Genomic DNA, 20,537 nt, shown 5'->3' on the forward strand with positions numbered 1-20,537 from the left:
ACCTGGGGCTGGCTGACTTCAGCCAATGCGACGGGGGCAGGCGCCGGGGCGGGTGAGCGTTCGGCGCTGGTGCCGACTTCGTGGGGGGCGGCCAGTTGCGCCGTCACTTCCTGCATGTCGGCGCTTTCGCGCATATCGGTCCAGGCGAACAGGCCGGCCACCATCGCGGCGCAAGCGGCCGCGGCCCAGCCGGGATGCCAGCTGTGGCCAGGGTGCCAGGTACGGCGCACGGCCGCGTCAAGTTCGGGACTGGTTCCGGGTCTGGGCTTACGGTACAGGGCGCGCAGATCCCGTTCATCGTCTTCATCGAAAGGGGGGCGATAGGTAATGCTCATGCGCGTACTCCTCGCGCATACGGCCGGTGGCAGGACGTATCCGCGTTTGACCTTTGCTGGGCGCCGCGCCGGTGGTCCGGCAGTCTCGTCGTGGCTAGGGTCTTGTTCCGGTTTATGCGGCCTCGGCAAAGACCGCAGGGCGATTGCGCCGCGATTCCCGTTGCTGCGCCCGCGAAGGGCGTTCGGCGCCGGGTATGCCGTCCTGACCGGACGGTTCGACAATGCGCTGCACCCGTTGATTATGCGCGATTTGTGGAAATCCGCCAGGGAATTTCTTCTATTTGCATGATGTAACTTTGGACCGTCCCCGTTAGTGAAAGCGAAATGACAGATTCATGCGCCGGGACGGCGCCATCCGGGCGGAGGATGCGCTTTTTGGCGCGCGCGCCGCGCGCTGGAAAGACGGGTTGCCGGTACACTTTCGCGCATGGCCAAATCCCGAACCGTATACGTGTGCGCCGACTGCGGCGGCACCACCCCGAAGTGGCAGGGCAAATGCCCGCATTGCAACGCCTGGAACACCCTGGAAGAAACGGTGGAATCGTCGACGCCTGCGGCGGCGGCGCACCGCTACGCGCCGCTGGCCTCGGCCAGCCCCGTGCGCAGCCTGTCTGAAATCGAAGCCCGCGAAACGCCGCGCCAGCCCACCGGCCTGGACGAGTTCGACCGCGTGCTGGGCGGCGGCCTGGTGGCCGGCGCCGTAGTGCTGATCGGTGGCGATCCGGGCATCGGCAAGTCCACGCTGCTGCTGCAGGCGCTGGCGTCGATGTCCCAGAGCGCCAACGTCCTGTATGTCACGGGCGAGGAATCCGCCGAGCAGGTCGCGTTGCGCGCCCGCCGGCTGGACCTGGAGACCGGCAATGTGAACCTGTTGGCCGAGATCCGGCTGGAGGCCATCCAGGCCGCGGTGTCCGAGCAGAAGCCGACCGTCGCCGTGATCGACTCGATCCAGACGTTGTACAGCGGCGAACTCAGCGCGGCGCCCGGCTCGGTGTCGCAAGTGAGGGAATGCGCGGCGCAACTCACGCGGCTGGCCAAACAGACGGGGATCGCCATCGTCATGATCGGCCACGTCACGAAAGACGGCGCGCTGGCTGGACCGCGCGTGCTGGAGCATATCGTGGACACGGTGCTGTATTTCGAAGGCGACACGCATTCGTCGTTCCGGCTGGTGCGCGCGTTCAAGAACCGCTTCGGCGCGGTGAACGAACTGGGCGTCTTCGCGATGACCGACCGCGGCCTGCGCGGCGTGGCCAATCCGTCAGCGCTGTTCCTGTCGCAGCATGAGCAGCAGGTGGCCGGTTCTTGCGTGATGGCCACGCAAGAGGGTACGCGGCCGCTGCTGGTGGAAATCCAGGCGCTGGTCGACAGTTCCCACGCGCCCAACCCGCGCCGCCTGACGGTCGGCCTGGAAGGCAACCGGCTGGCCATGCTGCTGGCGGTGCTGCACCGGCACGCTGGCGTCACCACCTTCGATCAGGACGTCTTCGTCAACGCGGTGGGCGGGGTGCGCATCACGGAGCCGGCGGCGGACTTGCCGGTGCTGCTGGCCATCATGTCGTCGCTGCGGGACAAGCCGCTGCCGCGCGGCCTGATCGCCTTCGGCGAGGTCGGCCTGGCGGGCGAGATCCGGCCGGCGCCGCGCGGCCAGGAACGGCTGCGTGAAGCGGCCAAGCTGGGCTTCTCCATTGCGTTGATCCCCAAGGCCAACGCGCCGCGCCAGCCCATCGAAGGGCTGGAGATCTGGGCGGTGGACCGCCTGGACGCGGCACTGGACAAATTGCGTTGACATCGCGGTCCGGCGGCAGCCGGACCCGGGCTGCTTGAACTTCCCTTTTTCGAATCGCCCTTCCTGGACAAGGCCGGGTCTGCTGGAGCAAGACGTGAGTCTGTTTGTTATCGCCGCGTGCCTCGCCGCGGGTGGTCTGATCGGTTTCATGGGCGGCGTGCTGGGCATCGGGGGGGGACTCATCGCCATCCCGGCGCTGGTGCTCTTGATGGGGATGTCGCAGCAGCTGGCGCAAGGCACGGCGCTGATCATGGTGCTGCCCGCCATCACGATGGCCGTGCGCAAGTACAACCAGCAAACGCGGATCGACAAACGCGTTGCGGCGGCCGGCGCGGCCGGTGCCGTGGTCTTCACCTGGGTGGGCGCGCGACTGGCGTTGGGCATCGATTCCAGCGTGCTGCGCCAGAGCTTCGCCGTGTTCCTGTTCTTCATTGCCCTGTTCTACGTCTGGCAGACATACCGCGCCATGCGTCCGGCTTCGCGGCGTCCGAAGGCCGATCCGCGCGAGGCGCCGGTCTTCACGCCGCGTCGCGCCAGCGTGCTGGGCATGCTGTGCGGCACGTTGGGCGGATTCTTCGGCGTAGGCGGCGCGGTGCTGGCCGTGCCCATCATCACCTCGGTGTTCCGGTTGCCGCAAACCACCGCGCAGGCCTTGGCGCTGAGCATGGTGATCCCCGGGTCGACCATCGCGCTGATCACGTATGCGTGGGCGGGGCAGGCGGATTGGATGGTTGGCGTGCCGCTGGCCATCGGCAGCCTGCTGTTCGTTCCCATTGGTGTGAAGCTCGCGTACCGGCTTCCTGAACGCAAGCTGAGAATCTGCTTTGCGCTGATGCTGTTCGCCACCGTGGGGCTGCTGGCGTTCGAAGCCTGACGCGGCGTATTAGCAAACGTTAGCGTCCGAAAGTTTATGGTTCCGTGTTGAACCTTCTGGATGGGCTGGCTTCAAACGGAGTACGGGGTAAGCGGCGATGTTGCCGCCCCGTGTCGAAAGAGGCTTCGGCCTTTTGCATTCAGGAGTTCATGAAATGACGACTCACTCCCGTATCGCTGCGTTCTTGTCCACCTCGGCCTTGTGCCTCGGTCTTGCTGCTGCGCCTTCGGCGTTCGCGGCGGGCGCCGATGCCTCGGCCAAGGCGGGCGATACCAAGACCCAGGCGCAGCACAAGCATCACAAGTCCGACAAGACGTCCGCCAAACCGGCGGCCGCCAAATCGGGCACCGCATCGAAGATGGACCATTCCGGCGCCACGACGCCGGCGAAGTAAGCAGGGGGCTTTTCAAGCCCGACGTAGTTCCTTTGCAGGAAGACTGCCGACCCTCCGGGGCCGGAAAGTCGAAAGCCTCCCGGTATGGGCACCGGGAGGCTTTTTCGTTTCTGCATCATGTGTGCGCCGCCACGCTGCCGCGGCGCAACGCGGCGTCATTCCACGGGCGTGATCACCCGGCCGGTGTCGAAGTAGGCCTGAAGGTTGTCCAGCATCATGTTCTCCATGGCAAGGCGCGTTTCCAGCGTGGCGCTGCCGATGTGCGGCAGGACGACTGCGTTGTCGCTCTTGGCCAGGGCTTCAGGCACCTTGGGTTCATGTTCGAACACGTCCAGCGCGGCGCAGCCCAGCTTGCCGGATTCCAGCGCCGCCACAAGCGCGGTTTCATCGATGACCGGACCGCGCGCGATGTTGACGATGATGCCCTTGGGGCCCAGCGCTTCCAGCACCGGCTGATTCACCAGATGGCGCGTGCTGGGGCCGCCCACGGTGGCCACGATCAGGAAGTCGGCCCAGGCGGCCAGATCGACCAGCGAGGCCTCGTAGCCATAGGTGATGTCGTCGCGCTTGCGGCGGTTGTGATAGCGCACATCCATGTCGAACCCGATGCCGCGCTTGGCGATGGCTTCGCCGATGCGGCCCAGTCCCACGATGCCCAGCTTCTTGCCGCTGACGCGCTGGCCCAGCGGGATGCTGCCGTGCACCTGGCCCCACTGGCCGGCGCGCACGAACCGTTCGCCCTGGCCCATGCGGCGGGCGCCGGCGATCAAGAGGCCCCAGGCCAGGTCCGCCACGCAGTCCGTCAACACGTCCGGCGTATTGCTGACCTGCACGCCGCGCTTGCGCGCCGCGTCCACGTCGATGGTCTCGTAGCCCACGCCCCAGCTGCAGATCGCCTTCAAGTCGGGCAGGGCGTTGATGAGTTCGGCGTTGGCGCCGAAGTTGGCCGACGTGACGACGGCCGTGATGCCCTTGCCGTGTTCGGCCAGCGCGGCCTGGCGGTCGGGGAATTTCCACAGCTCCACCACGTCGTACCGGTCTGCGAGGTTCTTGTTGGCGGAGGGGGAGCCGGCCAGCGAGCCGACCTGGATGATGCGATGCTTAGTGGTCATGTTGTCGTACGGGTGGGTGGCGAAAACGGTCATGCTACTTGATTCGTCCTTGAAATCCGCTGAGGGGATGCCCCAGGCACCCCCTTGACCGGATGCAGGCGCCTATTCGAGCTGAATGTTGGCCTTCTGGATCACGTCCTTCCAGCGCTTGACCTCGCCTTGCTGGAACGAGGTGAACTGCTGAGGCGTGTTGGCCACCACTTCGAAGCCCAGGCCCTGCAGCGTCTGTTCGGTCTTCGGATCGCGCAACGCGGTCTGCAGGGCCTTGGACAGTTGCTGCACCACGGCGGGCGGCGTGCCCTTGGGCACCGCGAACCCCTGCCAGGAATACACCACCATGTCCTTGATGCCGGCCTCGCCCAGCGTGGGCACGTCCGGCAGGTCGGGCGTGCGCGCATCGCCCGTGATGGCCAGGGCTTTCAGCTTGCCGGCCTTGATGTGGTTCTGCACCGCGCCCAGGTTCTGGAACGACACGTTGACCTGCCCGCCGATCAGGTCGGCGATGGCGGCGCCGCCGCCCTTGTAGGGCACATCCACGCCGGTGCTGTCCGTGCGCTGGCGGAACAGCACGGCGGACAGGTGGTCAGAAGAGCCCGTGCCCGATGAGGCATAGGAGACGGCGCCGGGATGCTTCTTCGCGTAATCGACCAGTTCGGCCACGGTGCCGGCGGGAAAGGAAGTGGCGGCGACCAGCACGTTGGGATTGCGCACGGCCTGGGTCAGGTATTCGAAATCCTTGCTGGGGTTGTACGACAGGTTCTTGTAGAGCGCTTCGTTGATGGCGAAGGTGCCGATCGAGCCCACCATCATGGTGTAGCCGTCAGGCGTGCTGCGGGCCAGGGCTTGCGCGCCGATGGCGCTGTTGGCGCCCGGCTTGTTCTCGACCACGAAGGTCTGGCCCAGCAGCTTGGACAGCGCGGGGGTGACCGAGCGCGCGGTGATGTCGGACGAGCCGCCCGGCACGAACGGCACGATCATGGTGACGGGCTTTTCGGGGTAGCCGGCGGCCTGGACCGCCGGCCCGCCAAGCAGGGCGGCGCCCGCCGCGATGGCGCAGATCAGTTTATGCATGTTGTCTCCTGGTTCGCGTGATGATGGGAAGCCCGCCGCTCACGCGTTGCGCGCGGGCCTGGATCTGCGCCAGGTCAGTCGACCTTGGCGCCGGATGTTTTCACGACTTCCGCCCACTTCACGGTCTCTTGCGCCATGAACTGTTTGAATTGCGCCGGCGTGTTGCCCGAGGGCGTGGCGCCCTGGGCCTGCAATTGCGCGCGCACGGGCTCTTGCTGCAACGCGGCCGCCACGTCGCGCTGGATCTTGTCAACGATGGCGGGCGGCGTGCCGGCAGGCGCCAGCAGCCCGAACCAGCTGGAGGCCTCGTAGCCCTTCACGCCGGCTTCGGCCATCGTGGGCACGTCGGGCAGGGCGGGCGAGCGCGCGGCGGTGGTGACCGCCAGCGGACGCAGCTTGCCGCCCTTGATGTAGCCCATGGATGACGGCAGGTTATCGAAGATCAGGTCGGCGGAACCGCCCATCACATCGGTCAGCGCGGGGCTGCTGCCCTTGTACGGCACGTGCGTCATGCGAGTGCCCGTCATGCTCTGGAACAGCTCGCCGGACAGGTGCGTGGAGGTGCCGTTGCCAGTGGAGGCCATGTTGACGCTGTCGGGGTTGGCCTTCAGGTACTTGATCAGGTCCGCCACGGTGCGGATGCCGTGCTTGTCGGCGAATTTCGGATTCAGCTCAAGGATGTTCGGCACCGGGATGACGAGCGTCACGGGGACGAAGTCCTTGACCGGGTCATACGGCAGCTTGGCGTAGACGGACTGGTTGATCGCATGCGTGCTGACAGTGCCCATCAGCAGCGTGTAGCCGTCGGCCGGGGCGCGCGCCGCTTCCGCCGAGCCGACGTTGCCGCCCGCGCCCGCCTTGTTGTCCACCACCACCGACTTGTTCCAGCTCTTGCCCAGTTCGGCGGCCACGACACGCGCGGCGATGTCGGCTGTGCCGCCGGCGGGGAAGGGCACGATGATCTTCACGTCGCGTTCGGGGTAGTCGGCCAGCGCGGGGGCCGCCGGCAGCAGGAAGGCGGTGGCGGTCAGCATGGCGGCGGTGAGCCACCGGCTGCGCAGGGGGGCTGCTTGCATGGAACGTGTCTCCTTGGTGTGCGCGTGGCCGCGCATCGATTGTGAGGAATTCCGCCCCTGGCGTCGCCCGAGGCGTGAAGCGCGCAAGGCGCGCGCGGCACCCTGCGTTTTGCTGCCGTCTTACTTGTCAAACAAATATAGGTATTGAGCTTATGGTTGTCAACCAAGTATACTTTTTTCACCTTACTTATCTGACAACTGGATCAGCCAGGAGCCCCATCCATGAAAACTTCCCCGGTATCCGCCCAGGACTTGCAGCGTTCGGTGATTGCCGTGCCGCCGTTGGCCCGCCACGACGACCTTTCCCTGAACGAAGCCGCCAACAAGGCGTTGCTGGGTCATCTGGAAGCGGGTGGCGTGCGCAATGTGATGTACGGCGGCAACGCCAACTTCTACAACGTGGGCGTGAGCGAATACGCGCGTATCGTGGACATGCTGGCGGGCCTGGCGGGGTCGGATACGTGGATCCTGCCGTCGGTCGGGCCCGACTACGGCAAGATGATGGATCAGGCGGCGATCCTGCGTTCGCGGCCGTTTCCCACGGCCATGCTGCTGCCCATGTCGTTCCCGTACACGGACGCCGGGCTGGCCGATGGCGTGCGGCGGTTCACCGATGCGCTGGGCAAGCCCGCCGTCGTCTACATCAAGTCGGCGGACTATCTGGCGCCGGAGACGGCTGCGCGCCTGATCGAGGAAGGTCGCATCGCCGCATTCAAGTACGCCGTCGTGCGCGAGAACCCGGCGAAGGACGCGTACCTGTCGTCCCTGCTGCAGGCGGTGGATGCGCGCTGGATCGTCAGCGGCATCGGCGAACGTCCGGCCATCGTCCATTACCGCGACTTCGGGCTGAAGAGCTTCACGTCGGGCTCGGTCTGCGTGGCGCCGCGCGGGTCGATGCGCCTGCTTCATCTGCTGCGCGAAGGCCGTTACGACGAAGCCGAGGCGGTGCGCGAGCATTACCTGGGGTTGGAAGACTGCCGCGACGGCATCAGCCCGATCCGCGTGCTGCACGACGCCGTGACCCTGTCGGGCGTGGCGGACATGGGCCCGATGCTGCCGCTGTTGACCGGCATTTCCAGCGCGGAGCGTGAACGCGTGGCGCCCGTCGCGCGGGCGCTGGCGGCGTGGGACAAGGAAGCCGTGGCGGCCTGACCGTGGACGCGGCGGCCGCGATCCTCCCGTCGGGCCGTCTGTTGGCGTTACGATGGGCGCTGTTCCCCGCGTGGTGAACAGGCCTAAGCACTCAGGAGGTTTCGTGGCCCGATCCAAAGCATCAACGTCATCCGAGCCGCAGGCGCCAGTCGAATCCGACGCGCCAGGTTCGCCCCTGCTCGAACGCGGGCACCGGGTGCGGCTGGCGGATCAGGTCTTCGGGCAGATTTTCGAACAGATCGTGTCCGGCGGACTGAACGTCGGCGACAAGCTGCCATCCGAAAACGAGATCTCTGAACGTTTCGGCGTGTCGCGGCCCGTCGTGCGCGAGGCGTTGCTGCGCCTGCGCGCCGACGGCCTGATCACCGCGCATCAGGGGCTGGGAACGTTCGTCAGCCATCAACCCGCGCCGCGCCTGAAGACCTTCAACGACGTGCAGAACGTCAGCGCCTATCTGCGCGCGCAAGAGGTGCGGGTGGCGCTGGAAGGCGACGCGGCCCGCTTGGCCGCGCTGCGCCGCACGGACGAACAGCTGAAGAAGATCGCCGATGCGCATGCGGCGTTCGCCGACAGCCTGACGCACGGCCAGGTATCGCCCGAGGCCGACCTGGCGTTTCACGCCAGCATCGCCGAGGCCAGCGGCAACGACTTCTATCTGGGGGTGCTGGAAAGCATCCACGAATCCATCAACGGTTTCATGCGACTGACGCTCAGCCTGACGCGCACCGGTTCCCGGCAGCGCGCGCAACGCGTCGTGGACGAGCACGCGACCATCCTGGACGCCATCCGCGAACAAGACAGCGAACGCGCGCGCGTCGCCATGCAATTCCATCTGGGGCAGGCGCGCCACCGGTTGGTGGACCGCGAGCGCGACTGACATCAATCACGCAACGGAGACAACGAGTGCAAGGCAATGGAGCAATAGCGAAAAACGTGCCGGTCGAGCAAGTGCGCGAACAGATCCTGCAGGTGCTGCAAGCCTGGGGCATGGACGAAGACCTGGCGCACACTACAGCGGGCCTGATGGCGCAGACGGATCTGCTGGGCATCGATTCGCATGGCATTTCGATGCTGCCGGCGTACGAGGAAAAATGGCGCGCGGGTTCGTTGCGGCTGGACGCCCGCGCGCGGGTGCTGCGCGACAGCGGAGCCAGCGCCTTGATTGACGGTATGGGCGGCTTGGGCTATCCGGTGGCGTCGCAGGCCATGCACCTGGCGGTCGACAAGGCCCTGGAGCACGGCGTGGGCGCGGTGTCCGTCTGCAATTCGCATCACTTCGGCGCGGCCGGCGTGTATGCGCGCATCGCGGTGCAGCGCGGCGTGGTCGGGCTGGTCACCAGCAGCGCCAACGGCATCATCATGGTGCCCACGCGCGGCGCCATGCCCATGCTGGGTACCAACCCCATCGCGTTCGGCGCGCCCGCGGCCCACAACGAGCCCTTCGTGCTGGACATGGCGACGACCACGGTCGCGGCCAACAAGGTCAAGGTCTACGATTTCCTGGACAAACCGTTGCCGGCGGGCTGGGCCATCGACGGGCAGGGCGCGGCAGTCACCGATGCCGACGCCGCGATGCAGTTCATCTTCAAGCGCCCCGAAGGCGGGCTGACGCCGTTGGGCGGCACGTCCGCGATGAGCAGCCACAAGGGTTACGGCCTGGCGATGATGGCGCAGATCCTGGGCGGCACGCTCAGCGGCAGCGCGTTCGCGGCGCGCCGCGCGCCCACCCGCCGTCCCGGGGAACCGGACGACGTGGGGCATTTCTTCCTGGCGCTGAATCCCGACGCGTTCCGCGCCGCGGGCTCGTTCGAATCCGATATGGACGACATGATCGACGCGCTGCACGACACGCCGCCCGCCAACGAGGATGAACCGGTGCTGGTGGCCGGTGAACCCGAGGCGGCCGAACGCGCGCAGCGGTTGCGCCAGGGCATTCCCATATCGGCTGCGCTGGCCGAACGCCTGCGCGGCATCTGCGAACGCGCCGGCGCGCCGTATCTGCTGGAGGATATTTGAACCGGCGGGTTTGAACCGGATGATGCGGCCGCACCGCATCGAACGCCAAGCACAGACCCGGACACCGGGCGATAACGCGATAAGAAACCATGAGGAGACAACCATGCGACAGAACCAACCCGTGGCGCGCAGGCGCCTTGCCATCCTGGCCGCTGCGGCGGCCGGGGCGCTGACCCTGCTGCCCGGGGCCGCGACGGCGCAAGCCGGCGCCTGGCCCGCGAAGCCCGTCAAGCTGGTCGTGCCCTTCCCGGCCGGCGGCAGCACGGATTCCGTGGGCCGCTTGCTGGCGGCCGAGCTATCCAAGGAATTGGGCCAAAGCGTCATCGTCGAGAACAAGGGCGGCGCCAACGGCAACATCGGCTCGGATGCCGTCGCCAAGGCCGAGCCGGACGGCTATACCTTGCTGCTGTCGGGCGTGGGGTCCAACGCGATCAGCTACGCGATCTACCAGAAGATGCCCTATAGCGACAGCGACTTCGCGCATATCTCGCTGCTGGCGACCGGCCCCAACGTGCTGGTCGCCAACATGGAGTTTCCAGGCAAGACGTTTGCGGATTTCATCCGGCTGGCGCGCGATAACCCGGGCAAGTACACGCATGCCAGTTCGGGCAGCGGCTCGTCGGGCCACCTGGCCATGGAAATGCTGGAGCAGGACGCCAAGATCGATCTGGTGCACGTGCCGTACAAGGGCGGCGCCGCCGCCATCACCGATATGATCGGCGGGCGTGTCGCGGTGATGTTCCTGAACCAGGACACGCTGTTGCCGCAGGTGACCTCCGGCAAGCTGCGCGCGCTGGCGGTCGCCAGCCCCAAGCGCAATCCCGCGTATCCCGATACGCCGACGGTGGCCGAATCGGGCTATCCGGGCTTTGCGGCCGAATCGTGGTTCGGCCTGTCCGCGCCTGCCAAGACACCGCCCGCGGTCATCCAGCGGCTGAACCAGGCCACGGTGAAGGCACTGGCGTCGCCCGAGATCCGGCAGAAGCTGGAAAGCGTGGGCTTCGTGGTGGTGGGCGATGATCCGAAATCGTTCTCGGCGTTTGTCGACAACGAAATCACGAAGTGGGGCAAGGCCGCGAAGGCGTCCGGCGCCCGGATGGATTAACGGCTGTGCCGCCGGGTCTGGGCCCGGCGGGTATCCGAATTTCTTTTGAAAAAAATGAAGGCGGCAATGAACTCTCCCTTACCCAACCGTTTCCGGCAACGCATCCTGGCACGCGAACGGCTCATCGGATTCTGGATGTGCATGTCCAGCCACATCACGGCCGAGCTGGTCGGACTGGCGGATTTCGACTGGCTGCTTCTGGACGGCGAGCATTCGCCCAACGAAGTGCCGATGTTCCTGCAGCAGCTGCAAGCCCTGCAGGGCAGTGCCAGCGCCGCCGTGGGCCGGCCGTCGTGGAACGATCCGGTGCAGATCAAGCGCCTGCTGGACATCGGCTTCTACAACCTGCTGATCCCGTTCATCGAGTCGGAGGCCGACGCACGCCTGGCCGTGGCCGCGACCCGCTATCCGCCGCAAGGCATCCGCGGCGTGGCCGGCGCGCAGCGCAGCAACCGCTACGGCACGGTGCCCGACTACCTGCAGACCATCAACGACAACATCTGCGTGCTGCTGCAGATCGAAAGCCGGCCGGGCATCGACGCCGTCGATGAGATCGCGTCGGTCGAAGGCGTGGACGGCATCTTCATCGGACCGTCTGACCTGGCCGCGGCGCTGGGCCATATCGGCAATCCGGGGCACCCCGAAGTGCAAGAGGCCATTCGCCACCTGCATCAGCGCGTGACGGCCCAGGGCAAGGCCGTGGGCATCCTGGCGCCGGTGCACGCGGACGCGCGACGCTACCTGGACATGGGGATGCACTTCGTCGCGGTGGGGACCGATCTGGGCGTGTTCAAACAGGCGACGTTCGCGCTGCGCGACGCCTTCCCGACCTGAAGCGTTCATCCCAAAAAAGGAAAGCCCCGCAACTCGTTGCGGGGCTTTGTGCTTATTCTTCCAGCGCCAGCAGTTCGCCGACGGTCTGGCGGCGCCGGATCAGCCGCGCGCCGCCGTTGTCCAGCAGCACTTCCGGCGCCAGGGGCCGGCTGTTGTAGTTGGATGACATCGACGAGCCATAGGCGCCCGCGTTGTGGAACACCATGATGTCGCCGATGCGCGGCTGCGGCAGCAACTGGGCGGACATGACGCCGCCTTCGTCCTGCGTGAATACGTCGCCCGATTCGCACAGGGGGCCGGCGACCGCGATGCGCGTTTCGGCGACGCCCTGCGGCGCCGAGCCGTCCGGGGCATGCACCGAAATGCGGTGATAGCTGCCGTACATGGCCGGGCGCATCAAGTCGTTGAAGCCCGCGTCCACCAGCGCGAAGTCGCGCTCGGGACGGCGGTTGACCGAATGCACTTCCGACACCAGCACGCCGGCTTCGGCGACCAGGAAACGGCCGGGCTCGATCTCAAGCCGGACCGGATGGCCCAGGAATTGTTCGATGCGCTTGCGGGCCGCGTCCCATTGCTCGAAATAGTGGTCGCAATCGATGCGCGGCTCGCCGTCGCGGTACGGGATGGACAAGCCGCCACCCGCCGAGATCGCTTCCAGGTCGTGGTCCAGCGAGCGCACCACGTCGACCATGGCGTCGCAGACGCTGGACAGGTGGCCGTAATCGACGCCCGAGCCGATGTGCATGTGGACGCCGACGAGCTTCAAGCCATGGCGGCGCACGATGGAGATGGCTTCGGCCACGTCGTCGATCCAGATGCCGTGCTTGCTTTGCGGGCCGCCGGTGTTGGTCTTGTTGCTGTGGCCGTGGCCGAAGCCGGGGTTGATGCGCAACCAGACACGGTGCCCGCGCGACGCTTGGCCCACGCGGTCCAGCATGTCCAGTGAACCGGCGTTGACCGTGATGCCGTGGCGCAGCACGGTGGCCAGCGTGGTGTGGTCGATCAGGTCGGCGGTGAAGACCATGCCTTCGGGTTCGCCTTTGGGGTCAAAGCCCGCGGCCAGGCTGCGTTCGATCTCGCCCAGCGATACGGCGTCGACCACCGCGCCTTCCTCGCGCATCAGGCGCAGGATGTGCAGGTTGGAGCACGCTTTCTGCGCGTAGCGGATGGTGTCGAAGCGGCGCAGTTGCGCGATGCGTTCGCGGATGACGGCGGCGTCGTACACCCACAGCGGCGTGCCGTGCTGGGTGGCGAGTTGGGTGAGTTGGCGCGGATCGAATGCCATGTCGGGCGGACCTTGATCGGGGATTGAAACCAGGCGGCATGATGCCCGGTCCGGGGCATCCAGTAAAATGCTTATATTTAGAAGATCCATTCATTTCTGATATAGGGTAGCGCATGCTGACGCATCGGCATATCGAAGTGTTCCGGGCGGTGATGATCGCCGGCAGCGTGACGCGGGCGGCCGAGCTGCTAAGCACCTCGCAGCCCACCGTCAGCCGCGAGCTGGCGCGCATGGAGCAGGGCATCGGCTTTGCGCTGTTCGAGCGCGTGCATGGGCGCCTGCGGCCCACCATGCCGGCGTTGGCGCTTTACGACGAGATCCGGCAGTCCTACGCGGGCCTGGAGCGCGTGGCGTCCGCCGCGGCCCGGCTGCGGGCATTCCGGGGCGGGCAGTTGTCGGTGATCGCGTTGCCCGCGTTCTCGCATTCCATCCTGCCCGACGCGTTCCGGCGGTTCCATGACGAGCATCCAGGCGTCAGCCTGTCGCTTGAGGCGCAGGAGTCGCCGTTCCTGGAGGAATGGTTGACCGCGCAGCGCTATGACCTGGGGCTGACGGAACACGATGCGGCGCCGGCCGGCACGCGCGTGCAGTTGCTGTTGCAGGTGGATGAGGTGTGCGTGCTGCCGGACGGGCACGCGCTGCTGGCGAAGCCGGAAATCGATCTTCCCGATTTTGAAGGGCATGCCTTCGTCAGTCTGTCGTCCAGCGATCCCTACCGGATCCAGATCGACGAAGCCTTTGCCGAGGCGGGCGTGCTGCGCCGGTCCATCGTGGAGACGCCCACGGCCGTGTCCGTGTGCACGTTCGTGCGCCAGGGCTTGGGCCTGGCGATCGTGAACCCGTTGACGGCGTTGGATTTCGCGGGCCGCGGCCTGCATATCCGCCCGTTGCGCCGGTCGCTGCCGTTTCGCGTCAACGTGGTGTTTCCCGAACATCGTCCGGCCAATCCACTGGTGGACGCGTTCATGGCATCGCTTGCCGGCGCGGCCGAGGCGATCAAGCGCCAGCTGGCATCCCGCATGGCGCAAGATGGCGCATAGGGGGCAGCGCTTTCCGCGCCGTTTTGATCAGGCAACAAATCAGGCAACAAAAAAGGATGCCCTGGGGCATCCTTCTTCATTTGCCGTATTCATGACGCCCCAAAAAGCAGGGGCGGCAGAATCTTAGGCCAGCGCCTTGATAGCGGCAGCCAGGCGGCTCTTGTGGCGAGCGGCCTTGTTCTTGTGGATGATGTTCTTGTCAGCCACGCGATCGATCACGCTCGAGGCCTTCTGGAACACTTCGCCAGCCGAAGCCTTGTCGCCAGCGGCGATGGATTGGCGAACGCGCTTGATGGCGGTGCGCAGCATCGAGCGCAGGCTGGAATTGTGCTTGTTGCGCTCAACGGATTGGCGAGCGCGCTTGCGGGCTTGGGCGGTATTGGCCATGTTGCTATATAAGTTGAATTCGGCAAAGTCGAACATTGTAGCAAGTCCCTGCGGGATTGCAAGCTTTTAATGTTTGATCTACCGATGGAGCGCCCGTCAACCGGGCGGGGGGCGCTAAGGGTAAGGTTCCTGGGCCGGAGAGCCCGTCGCTGGAAAGATATTCCCAAACTTGAGCAATCTTAGCTGGACAACCCTGGCGGATGGTCCTCAAAAAGCCTTGAGGAAAAACCCGCGGCGCCTACTGGATAAAAACACGGTACTGAGTATACAACGAAGCGGGCTGCAGGCACAGGCCTGGGGCATAGCGTTGTCAGGCGGCGACGTTGATCGACACGAACCAGGGCGTGAAACGCCGGACGCTGATCGGCATCATGTCTTCAAGCGTGCTCAGCGCGGCATTGGTGTCGTCCAGCGGGAAATGGCCGGACACGGGCAGGCCGCCGGCCGCCATCGACAGGCGCAGCGTGCCGGTGCGATAGGGCCGCAGCGCGGCGATCACTTCGGCCAGGGGGCGGCCGCGGGCGTCGACCCAGCCGGATTCCCAGGCCGCCTCCGCCATGAGCTCGGCGCGGGGGGTATCCATGCGGGACGCGTCGAAGCGCGCACCGGTGCCGGCGCGCACGGAACCGTGGGCGCCCGACATGGTTTCGACCTCGACTTCATGCTCGTGTACCACCACGACCGTGCGTTGCGCCTGCTGGCGCACCATGTAGCGGGTGCCCAGCGCGCGCACGGTGCCTTCGGCGGTCTGCACCAGGAACGGGCGGCGCGCATCGGGCGCGACAGAGACCGTCACGGCGCCATCCAGCAGGCGGACCTGGCGGTAGGCGGGCGTGAAGTCCAGGTTGACCCGGCTGCGGGCGTCCAGCAACAATTGGCTGCCGTCCGACAGCACGTAGCGGCGCCGTTCGCCCGTGGCCGTGGCGGCATCCGCCGCGACGTTGTTCAGGGGGTAGAAGGCATTGCCGACATAGGCGGCGCAGGCGCCGGTACTGGCGAGCGCCAGCGCGCCGGTCAGAAAGCGGCGGCGGGCCGGCATGAGGGCCGGGGGCGGAGGGATCAGGGACTGCGCGGGCGATTCGGCGGCGTACCCGGCGGGGTAGGCATCGCCTAGGCGGCCGAACGTCGATCCTGAAAGCGTGCCTGTCAGCTGTTGCCAGGCATTCTCATGGACAGGGTCAGCCGCACGCCACGCCAGGAAGTCGTTGTAGTCCTGCGCGGTCGCTTTGCCGGACCGCAGCAGCAGCAACCAATTGATCACCTGGTCCGCCATGGGTTGTCCTTGGGCGTACTTCACTTCATCATCCCGCATGCAGTGCTGGCGGGGATCCTTTCGATGGCAATTTGTAAATAATAAAGGTTTTTTACCAAAGATTACGGCCCGCTTGTCAATTCTTGACGAATCTACGGCAAAAAAGCCGGCTGAAGCCGGCTTTTTGGTGGGGAAGGTGCCCTAAGGGCCGAAATTACCCGGTACGGCGTCGTCCAAAGTCCTTAAGGCGGAAGCCAAAGAGTAACAACGTTCCGAAGTAGACCAGCCCGCTGGCGGCCAATACGCCGCCCAGCCACGCCGCTCGCAAGCCGGAATGGGCTTGCAGCGCGATCCAGTCGATCCGTCCGTCGGCGTACCACAGCAGCGCCGATAGCGCGGCCAGGGCCGGGATCAGGCGCAGGGCAAACACCGCCCAGCCGGGAGCGGGCTGATAGACGCCGCGGCGGCGCAGGCCGATCAGCAGCGCCAGGGCGTTCAGGCAGGCGCCCAGCCCGATGGCCAGGGCCAGGCCGGCATGGGCCATGAGCGGCACCAGCGCCACGTTCATTAACTGGGTCAGGATCAGCACGCCGATCGCGATCTTGACCGGCGTCCGGATGTCCTGCTTGGCGTAGAAGCCAGGTGCCAGGATCTTCACCGACAGCAGGCCGATCAGGCCGACGGAATAGGAAATCACGGCCAGGCGGGTCTGCAGCACGTCGTGGGCGGCGAACGCGCCATAGTGGAACAGGGTGGCGACCAGGCCGTCCGACAGCAGTGCCATCCCCACCGCGGCGGGCAGGCCCAGCAGCAGTACCAGGCGCAGGCCCCAGTCCAGCAGGGCGCTGTAGCCGCCGTGGTCGTCCCGCGCGTGGGCGGCCGACAGGCTGGGCAGCAGCACGGTGCCCAGGGCGACGCCCAGCAATGCGGTGGGGAATTCCATCAGGCGGTCGGCGAACGACAGCCAGGTCACGCTGCCCGGCGTCAGCCAGGTGGCGATGTTGGTGTTGATCAGCAGGGAGATCTGCGCCACCGAGACGCCCAGCGTGGCGGGCGCCATCTGCTTCAGGATGCGCTGCACGGTGGGGTCGGCCCACGCTTGGCGAAAACGCAGGGAGAAGCGCGGAGTGAGTCCCAGCCGCGACAGGGCGACCCATTGCACCGCCAGTTGCGCCACGCCGCCGATCATGACGCCGACGGCCAAGGCGTAAACCGGGACGTCCATGCGCGGCGCGAGCCAGATGCAGGCGGCGATCATGGCCAGGTTCAGCAGCACGGGCGTGAACGCCGGCACGGCGAAACGGCGCCAGGTGTTCAGCACGCCCGAGGCGAAGGCGATCAGCGACATGCAGAAGATGTAGGGGAACATCATCCGCGTCATCCAGACGGCGGCGCCGAATTCGGTATCGCGGGCGGCGCCGCGCAGGCCGCTGGCCATGGCGGACACGACCCACGGAGCGGCCACGATGCCGATCAGCGTGATCAGCATCAGCGTGGCCGTCAACAGCAGGGCCACCCGGTCCAGCAGGGTGCGGACCTCTTCTTCAGAGCGGTTGTTGCGCGCGCTGCCCAGGATGGGCACGAAGGCCTGGGCGAAAGCGCCCTCGGCGAACAGCCGCCGCAACAGGTTGGGGATGCGGAAGGCGACCCAGAAGGCGTCGGTGATGGGGCCGGCGCCAAAGGCGCGGGCGACCAGGATGTCGCGGATCAGGCCGGAAATACGGGACAGCAGGGTGAAGCTGCTGACAGTGGCCGCCGAACGGAACAGGCTCATGGATGGACTACGTAAAAAAGGGGCCGGCTGGCCCCGAAAACACAATGCCCGTTGAAAGGGGCATTGCCCCGCCACGCACCGCTTCGCGTAAGAATGCCTTTTCCCCGCCGGGCCGCCCCAAGGGGAAAAGCGCCCCCTCGGGGGGCAGCAAGCGTGCGAAGCATGCGCCGCGTGGGGGCATCATATTCCGCCGGGCCGCCCCAAGGGGAAAAGCGCCCCCTCGGGGGGCAGCAAGCGTGCGAAGCATGCGCCGCGTGGGGGCATCATATTCCGCCGGGCCGCCCCAAGGGGAAAAGCGCCCCCTCGGGGGGCAGCAAGCGTGCGAAGCATGTGCGGCGTGGGGGCATTATTTCGGCGGCATGCGGATGGCGCCGTCGAGGCGGATGGTTTCGCCGTTCAGCATATCGTTCGTGACGATGCTGTAGACCAGCTTGGCGTAGTCTTCCGGGCGGCCCAGGCGGGCGGGGAACGGGATGCTGGCGGCCAGCGAATCCTGCACCTCCTGGGGCATGCCGAAAATCATCGGCGTGCCGAAGATGCCCGGGGCGATGGTCATGCAGCGGATGCCGGTCTTGGCCAGATCGCGGGCGATCGGCAAGGTCATGCCGGCAACTCCCGCCTTCGACGCGGCATAGGCCGCCTGGCCGATCTGGCCGTCGAATGCGGCGACCGACGCCGTGTTGATCATCACGCCGCGTTCGCCGGTGGGCTCGGGCGTGTTGGCGCTCATGGCTTCGGCGGCCAGGCGCATCATGTTGAAGCTGCCGATCAGATTGATCGACACGACCTTCTGGAACAGGTCCAGCGGATGCGCGCCGTTCTTGCCGACGATCTTGGCGGCGGGCGCGACGCCCGCGCAGTTCACCAGGCCGAAGAGGGCGCCCAATTCAAGGGCCGCGGCGACGGCGCTCTTGCCGTCGGCTTCCTGCGTCACGTCGCAATGCACGTAGCGTTGGCCGAGCTCTTTGGCCAGCGCCTGGCCGGGCTCGTCCTGCACGTCGGCGATGACGACCTTGGCGCCGTTCTCCACCAGCATGCGCACGGTGCCTGCACCCAGGCCGGACGCGCCGCCCGTAACAATGAATACCTTGTTCGCGATTTCCATGTCTCTACCACCAGATCAGTTCAAGGGGATGAATGCGGCGCGGCGGGCGCCGAATGTGACAAAGCCTTCGGGCCGGGGCTGGAACGCGTCGCGTCCGGCCGGCGCCGAAGGCCTGCAGGCCATCAATGCGCCAATCAGCTCTTGACGGCCTCGAAGAGGCGCGACTTGATTTCGTCGACGGCGCCCACGCCCGAGATCTTGCGGTACTTCGGGGCTTCGGCGGCGTTTTGCTGCGCCCAGGTCGAGTAGTAGTCGACGAGCGGGCGCGTTTGTTCGCGGTAGACGGACAGGCGGTGGCGAACGGTTTCTTCGCGATCGTCGTCGCGCTGGATCAGTTCTTCGCCGGTGACGTCGTCGTGGCCTTCCACTTTGGGCGGGTTGAACCGCACGTGGTAGCTACGGCCGCTGGGCTGGTGCACGCGGCGGCCGCTCATGCGTTCGATGATGTCTTCTTCGGGGACTTCGATTTCCACCACGTAGTCCAGCTTGACGCCGGCGCTCTTTAGCGCGTCGGCTTGCGGGATGGTGCGGGGGAAGCCGTCGAACAGGTAGCCGCTGGCGCAGTCGGGCTGCTTCAGGCGGTCCTGGACCAGGCCGATGATGATCTCGTCGGAAACCAGACCGCCGGCATCCATGACCTTTTTGGCTTCAATACCCAACGGCGTGCCCGCCTTCACCGCGGCACGCAGCATGTCGCCGGTGGAGATCTGGGGGATGCCGAAGTGCTGGGTGAGAAACGCGGCCTGGGTGCCTTTGCCGGCGCCGGGAGGTCCGAGCAAGATAAGACGCATGAGTGCTCCTGATGGGGTTTATTTTTTGTGATCCGGGGGATTATGCCGCAACGCAGCAGCCAATGCGGGGCTGCGCCATGGGAAATAACCCTTATATCTGTTTGCTGTAGATCAACCGGACGCGCTCCAGATCCGCCGGGGTATCGACCCCTGCCGCAGGAGGGCTGGATGCTCGGTGTACGACGATGTTGTGGCCATGTTCCATGGCGCGCAGCTGTTCCAGCGATTCGAACTGTTCCAGCACGCCTTGCGGCAGGGTCGGGAATCGGCGCAGGAAGGACACGCGGTACGCGTACAGCCCGATGTGGTGCCAGGCGGGCAGGCCGGGGGCCAGCACGCGTTCGCCCGCGGCCAGCGCATCGCGGGCCCAGGGGATGGGGGCGCGCGAAAAGTACAGCGCGCGGTCGTTGGCGGCGCAGACCAGCTTGACGATGTTCGGGTTGAACAGCGCTTCTGCGTCGACCAGCGGGCAGGCGCAGGTGGCGATATCGGCGTCGGGGCTGGCCTGGAGTTTGGCGGCGACGGCGTCGATGAGTTCGGGTTCGATCAGCGGTTCGTCGCCCTGGACGTTCACCACGATGGCGTCGTCGGGCAGGCCCAGCTGGTCGACGGCTTCGGCCAGGCGGTCGGTGCCGGTGGGGTGGTCGCCGCGCGTCATCAGGGCGGTCAGGCCATGCGCCCGGACGGCGGCCTGGACGCGGGCGTCATCCGTCGCGATGTAGACCTGCGACGCGCCCGACAGGGCGGCGCGTTCGGCCGTGCGCACGACCATCGGCTTGCCGGCGATGTCGGCAAGCGGCTTGTCGGGCAGGCGGGTCGAGGCGGTCCGCGCCGGAATCAGGGCGATGAAGCTCACGATGGGCGCGTCAGGAGGCAGCGGAGGTTTCGTCCAGCGCGCGCGCTTCCGACTCCAGCATGACGGGGATGCCGTCGCGCAGCGGGAAGGCCAGGCGGTCGGCGCGGCACACCAGTTCGGCTTGCTGCCGGTCGTGTTCGAGGCGGCCCTTGCACAAGGGGCAGACGAGGATGTCGAGAAGTCGGGATTCCATGACCTGGATTCTAAAACAGTTTTGGGGGCGGGCACGGGGGGGCATTCCGTCGGACGAGCCGCCTGCGAAGCCTCCGGAATGCCCCTTTTCTGTTTA

20 protein-coding genes and 1 pseudogene are annotated in these 20,537 nt (G+C 66.4%); 9 read left to right on the plus strand and 12 right to left on the minus strand.

All coding sequences use genetic code 11. The annotated features are described in order from the left end of the window. Positions 1 to 335: pseudogene (locus tag A9973_RS16515) on the minus strand (hypothetical protein); the annotation flags it as partial. Between the two features lie 427 nt (positions 336 to 762). Here A9973_RS16515 and radA point away from each other — a divergent pair. The 3 genes from radA to A9973_RS16530 all read left to right on the plus strand — a co-directional run bounded on the left by radA (position 763) and on the right by A9973_RS16530 (position 3,392). After that, the gene (gene radA / locus A9973_RS16520; protein WP_183014816.1) at positions 763 to 2,124 is read left to right on the plus strand and encodes a DNA repair protein RadA; all 1,362 of its coding nucleotides are present in this window, start codon (positions 763 to 765) and stop codon (positions 2,122 to 2,124) included. Between the two features lie 94 nt (positions 2,125 to 2,218). Then, positions 2,219 to 2,998 (plus strand): sulfite exporter TauE/SafE family protein, encoded by a 780-nt coding sequence (locus tag A9973_RS16525; RefSeq protein ID WP_183014817.1) that lies wholly within the window; start codon positions 2,219 to 2,221, stop codon positions 2,996 to 2,998. Positions 2,999 to 3,152: 154 nt separating this feature from the next. After that, entirely contained in the window at positions 3,153 to 3,392 is a 240-nt protein-coding gene (locus A9973_RS16530) for a hypothetical protein (RefSeq protein WP_105556354.1), read from the plus strand. Positions 3,393 to 3,547: 155 nt separating this feature from the next. On the opposite strand, the gene A9973_RS16535 is transcribed toward A9973_RS16530, so the two are convergent. From A9973_RS16535 to A9973_RS16545, 3 genes are all read right to left on the minus strand, one after another. Further along, on the minus strand, positions 3,548 to 4,504 hold the full coding sequence (locus A9973_RS16535) for a 2-hydroxyacid dehydrogenase (RefSeq protein WP_183014878.1): 957 nt from the start codon (positions 4,502 to 4,504) through the stop codon (positions 3,548 to 3,550). A 102-nt stretch (positions 4,505 to 4,606) separates the two neighbouring features. After that, positions 4,607 to 5,575, minus strand: coding sequence for a tripartite tricarboxylate transporter substrate binding protein (locus tag A9973_RS16540; protein WP_183014818.1), 969 nt, complete (start codon positions 5,573 to 5,575; stop codon positions 4,607 to 4,609). A gap of 74 nt (positions 5,576 to 5,649) precedes the next feature. Next, the gene (locus A9973_RS16545) at positions 5,650 to 6,651 is read right to left on the minus strand and encodes a tripartite tricarboxylate transporter substrate binding protein (protein WP_183014819.1); all 1,002 of its coding nucleotides are present in this window, start codon (positions 6,649 to 6,651) and stop codon (positions 5,650 to 5,652) included. 222 nt (positions 6,652 to 6,873) lie between these two features. Between A9973_RS16545 and A9973_RS16550 the strand changes: the two genes are divergently transcribed. The 5 genes from A9973_RS16550 to garL all read left to right on the plus strand — a co-directional run bounded on the left by A9973_RS16550 (position 6,874) and on the right by garL (position 11,758). Then, the gene (locus tag A9973_RS16550) at positions 6,874 to 7,803 is read left to right on the plus strand and encodes a dihydrodipicolinate synthase family protein (protein WP_183014820.1); all 930 of its coding nucleotides are present in this window, start codon (positions 6,874 to 6,876) and stop codon (positions 7,801 to 7,803) included. Positions 7,804 to 7,855: 52 nt separating this feature from the next. Beyond that, positions 7,856 to 8,680, plus strand: a complete 825-nt coding sequence (locus tag A9973_RS16555) for a FadR/GntR family transcriptional regulator (protein WP_255469189.1) — start codon at positions 7,856 to 7,858, stop codon at positions 8,678 to 8,680. Positions 8,681 to 8,706: 26 nt separating this feature from the next. After that, the gene (locus A9973_RS16560; RefSeq protein ID WP_183014822.1) at positions 8,707 to 9,819 is read left to right on the plus strand and encodes an Ldh family oxidoreductase; all 1,113 of its coding nucleotides are present in this window, start codon (positions 8,707 to 8,709) and stop codon (positions 9,817 to 9,819) included. 103 nt (positions 9,820 to 9,922) lie between these two features. Next, the gene (locus A9973_RS16565; RefSeq protein WP_183014823.1) at positions 9,923 to 10,924 is read left to right on the plus strand and encodes a tripartite tricarboxylate transporter substrate binding protein; all 1,002 of its coding nucleotides are present in this window, start codon (positions 9,923 to 9,925) and stop codon (positions 10,922 to 10,924) included. Between the two features lie 66 nt (positions 10,925 to 10,990). Then, positions 10,991 to 11,758 carry a 2-dehydro-3-deoxyglucarate aldolase gene (garL, locus tag A9973_RS16570; RefSeq protein ID WP_183014824.1) on the plus strand — a complete coding sequence of 256 codons (768 nt, stop codon included), beginning with the start codon at positions 10,991 to 10,993 and terminating at the stop codon, positions 11,756 to 11,758. Positions 11,759 to 11,810: 52 nt separating this feature from the next. Here the strand turns inward: garL and lysA are convergent, their stop codons facing one another. Beyond that, positions 11,811 to 13,043: a diaminopimelate decarboxylase gene (gene lysA / locus A9973_RS16575; RefSeq protein WP_183014825.1), complete on the minus strand. Its 1,233-nt coding sequence runs from the start codon at positions 13,041 to 13,043 to the stop codon at positions 11,811 to 11,813. A gap of 113 nt (positions 13,044 to 13,156) precedes the next feature. Here lysA and A9973_RS16580 point away from each other — a divergent pair, with 113 nt between their 5' ends. Then, positions 13,157 to 14,083 carry a LysR family transcriptional regulator gene (locus A9973_RS16580; protein ID WP_183014826.1) on the plus strand — a complete coding sequence of 309 codons (927 nt, stop codon included), beginning with the start codon at positions 13,157 to 13,159 and terminating at the stop codon, positions 14,081 to 14,083. 123 nt (positions 14,084 to 14,206) lie between these two features. On the opposite strand, the gene rpsT is transcribed toward A9973_RS16580, so the two are convergent. From rpsT to A9973_RS16615, 7 genes are all read right to left on the minus strand, one after another. Continuing rightward, positions 14,207 to 14,470 (minus strand): 30S ribosomal protein S20, encoded by a 264-nt coding sequence (rpsT, locus tag A9973_RS16585; protein ID WP_006225453.1) that lies wholly within the window; start codon positions 14,468 to 14,470, stop codon positions 14,207 to 14,209. 310 nt (positions 14,471 to 14,780) lie between these two features. Continuing rightward, positions 14,781 to 15,743: a FecR domain-containing protein gene (locus A9973_RS16590; protein ID WP_183014879.1), complete on the minus strand. Its 963-nt coding sequence runs from the start codon at positions 15,741 to 15,743 to the stop codon at positions 14,781 to 14,783. Positions 15,744 to 15,936: 193 nt separating this feature from the next. After that, complete coding sequence (murJ, locus tag A9973_RS16595) at positions 15,937 to 17,496, minus strand: murein biosynthesis integral membrane protein MurJ (RefSeq protein ID WP_183014827.1); 1,560 nt, start codon at positions 17,494 to 17,496, stop codon at positions 15,937 to 15,939. 346 nt (positions 17,497 to 17,842) lie between these two features. Then, complete coding sequence (locus A9973_RS16600) at positions 17,843 to 18,601, minus strand: 3-hydroxyacyl-CoA dehydrogenase (protein ID WP_006220294.1); 759 nt, start codon at positions 18,599 to 18,601, stop codon at positions 17,843 to 17,845. A gap of 134 nt (positions 18,602 to 18,735) precedes the next feature. Further along, positions 18,736 to 19,392: an adenylate kinase gene (adk, locus tag A9973_RS16605; protein ID WP_183014828.1), complete on the minus strand. Its 657-nt coding sequence runs from the start codon at positions 19,390 to 19,392 to the stop codon at positions 18,736 to 18,738. Positions 19,393 to 19,483: 91 nt separating this feature from the next. Beyond that, positions 19,484 to 20,248, minus strand: coding sequence for a 3-deoxy-manno-octulosonate cytidylyltransferase (gene kdsB / locus A9973_RS16610; RefSeq protein WP_183014829.1), 765 nt, complete (start codon positions 20,246 to 20,248; stop codon positions 19,484 to 19,486). A gap of 10 nt (positions 20,249 to 20,258) precedes the next feature. Beyond that, the gene (locus A9973_RS16615) at positions 20,259 to 20,441 is read right to left on the minus strand and encodes a Trm112 family protein (protein WP_183014830.1); all 183 of its coding nucleotides are present in this window, start codon (positions 20,439 to 20,441) and stop codon (positions 20,259 to 20,261) included. Positions 20,442 to 20,537 lie beyond the last annotated feature (96 nt).

Origin of the sequence: Achromobacter sp. UMC46, from assembly GCF_014170335.1 — a bacterium.
In the GTDB taxonomy this organism is placed as follows: Bacteria; Pseudomonadota; Gammaproteobacteria; order Burkholderiales; family Burkholderiaceae_B; genus Achromobacter.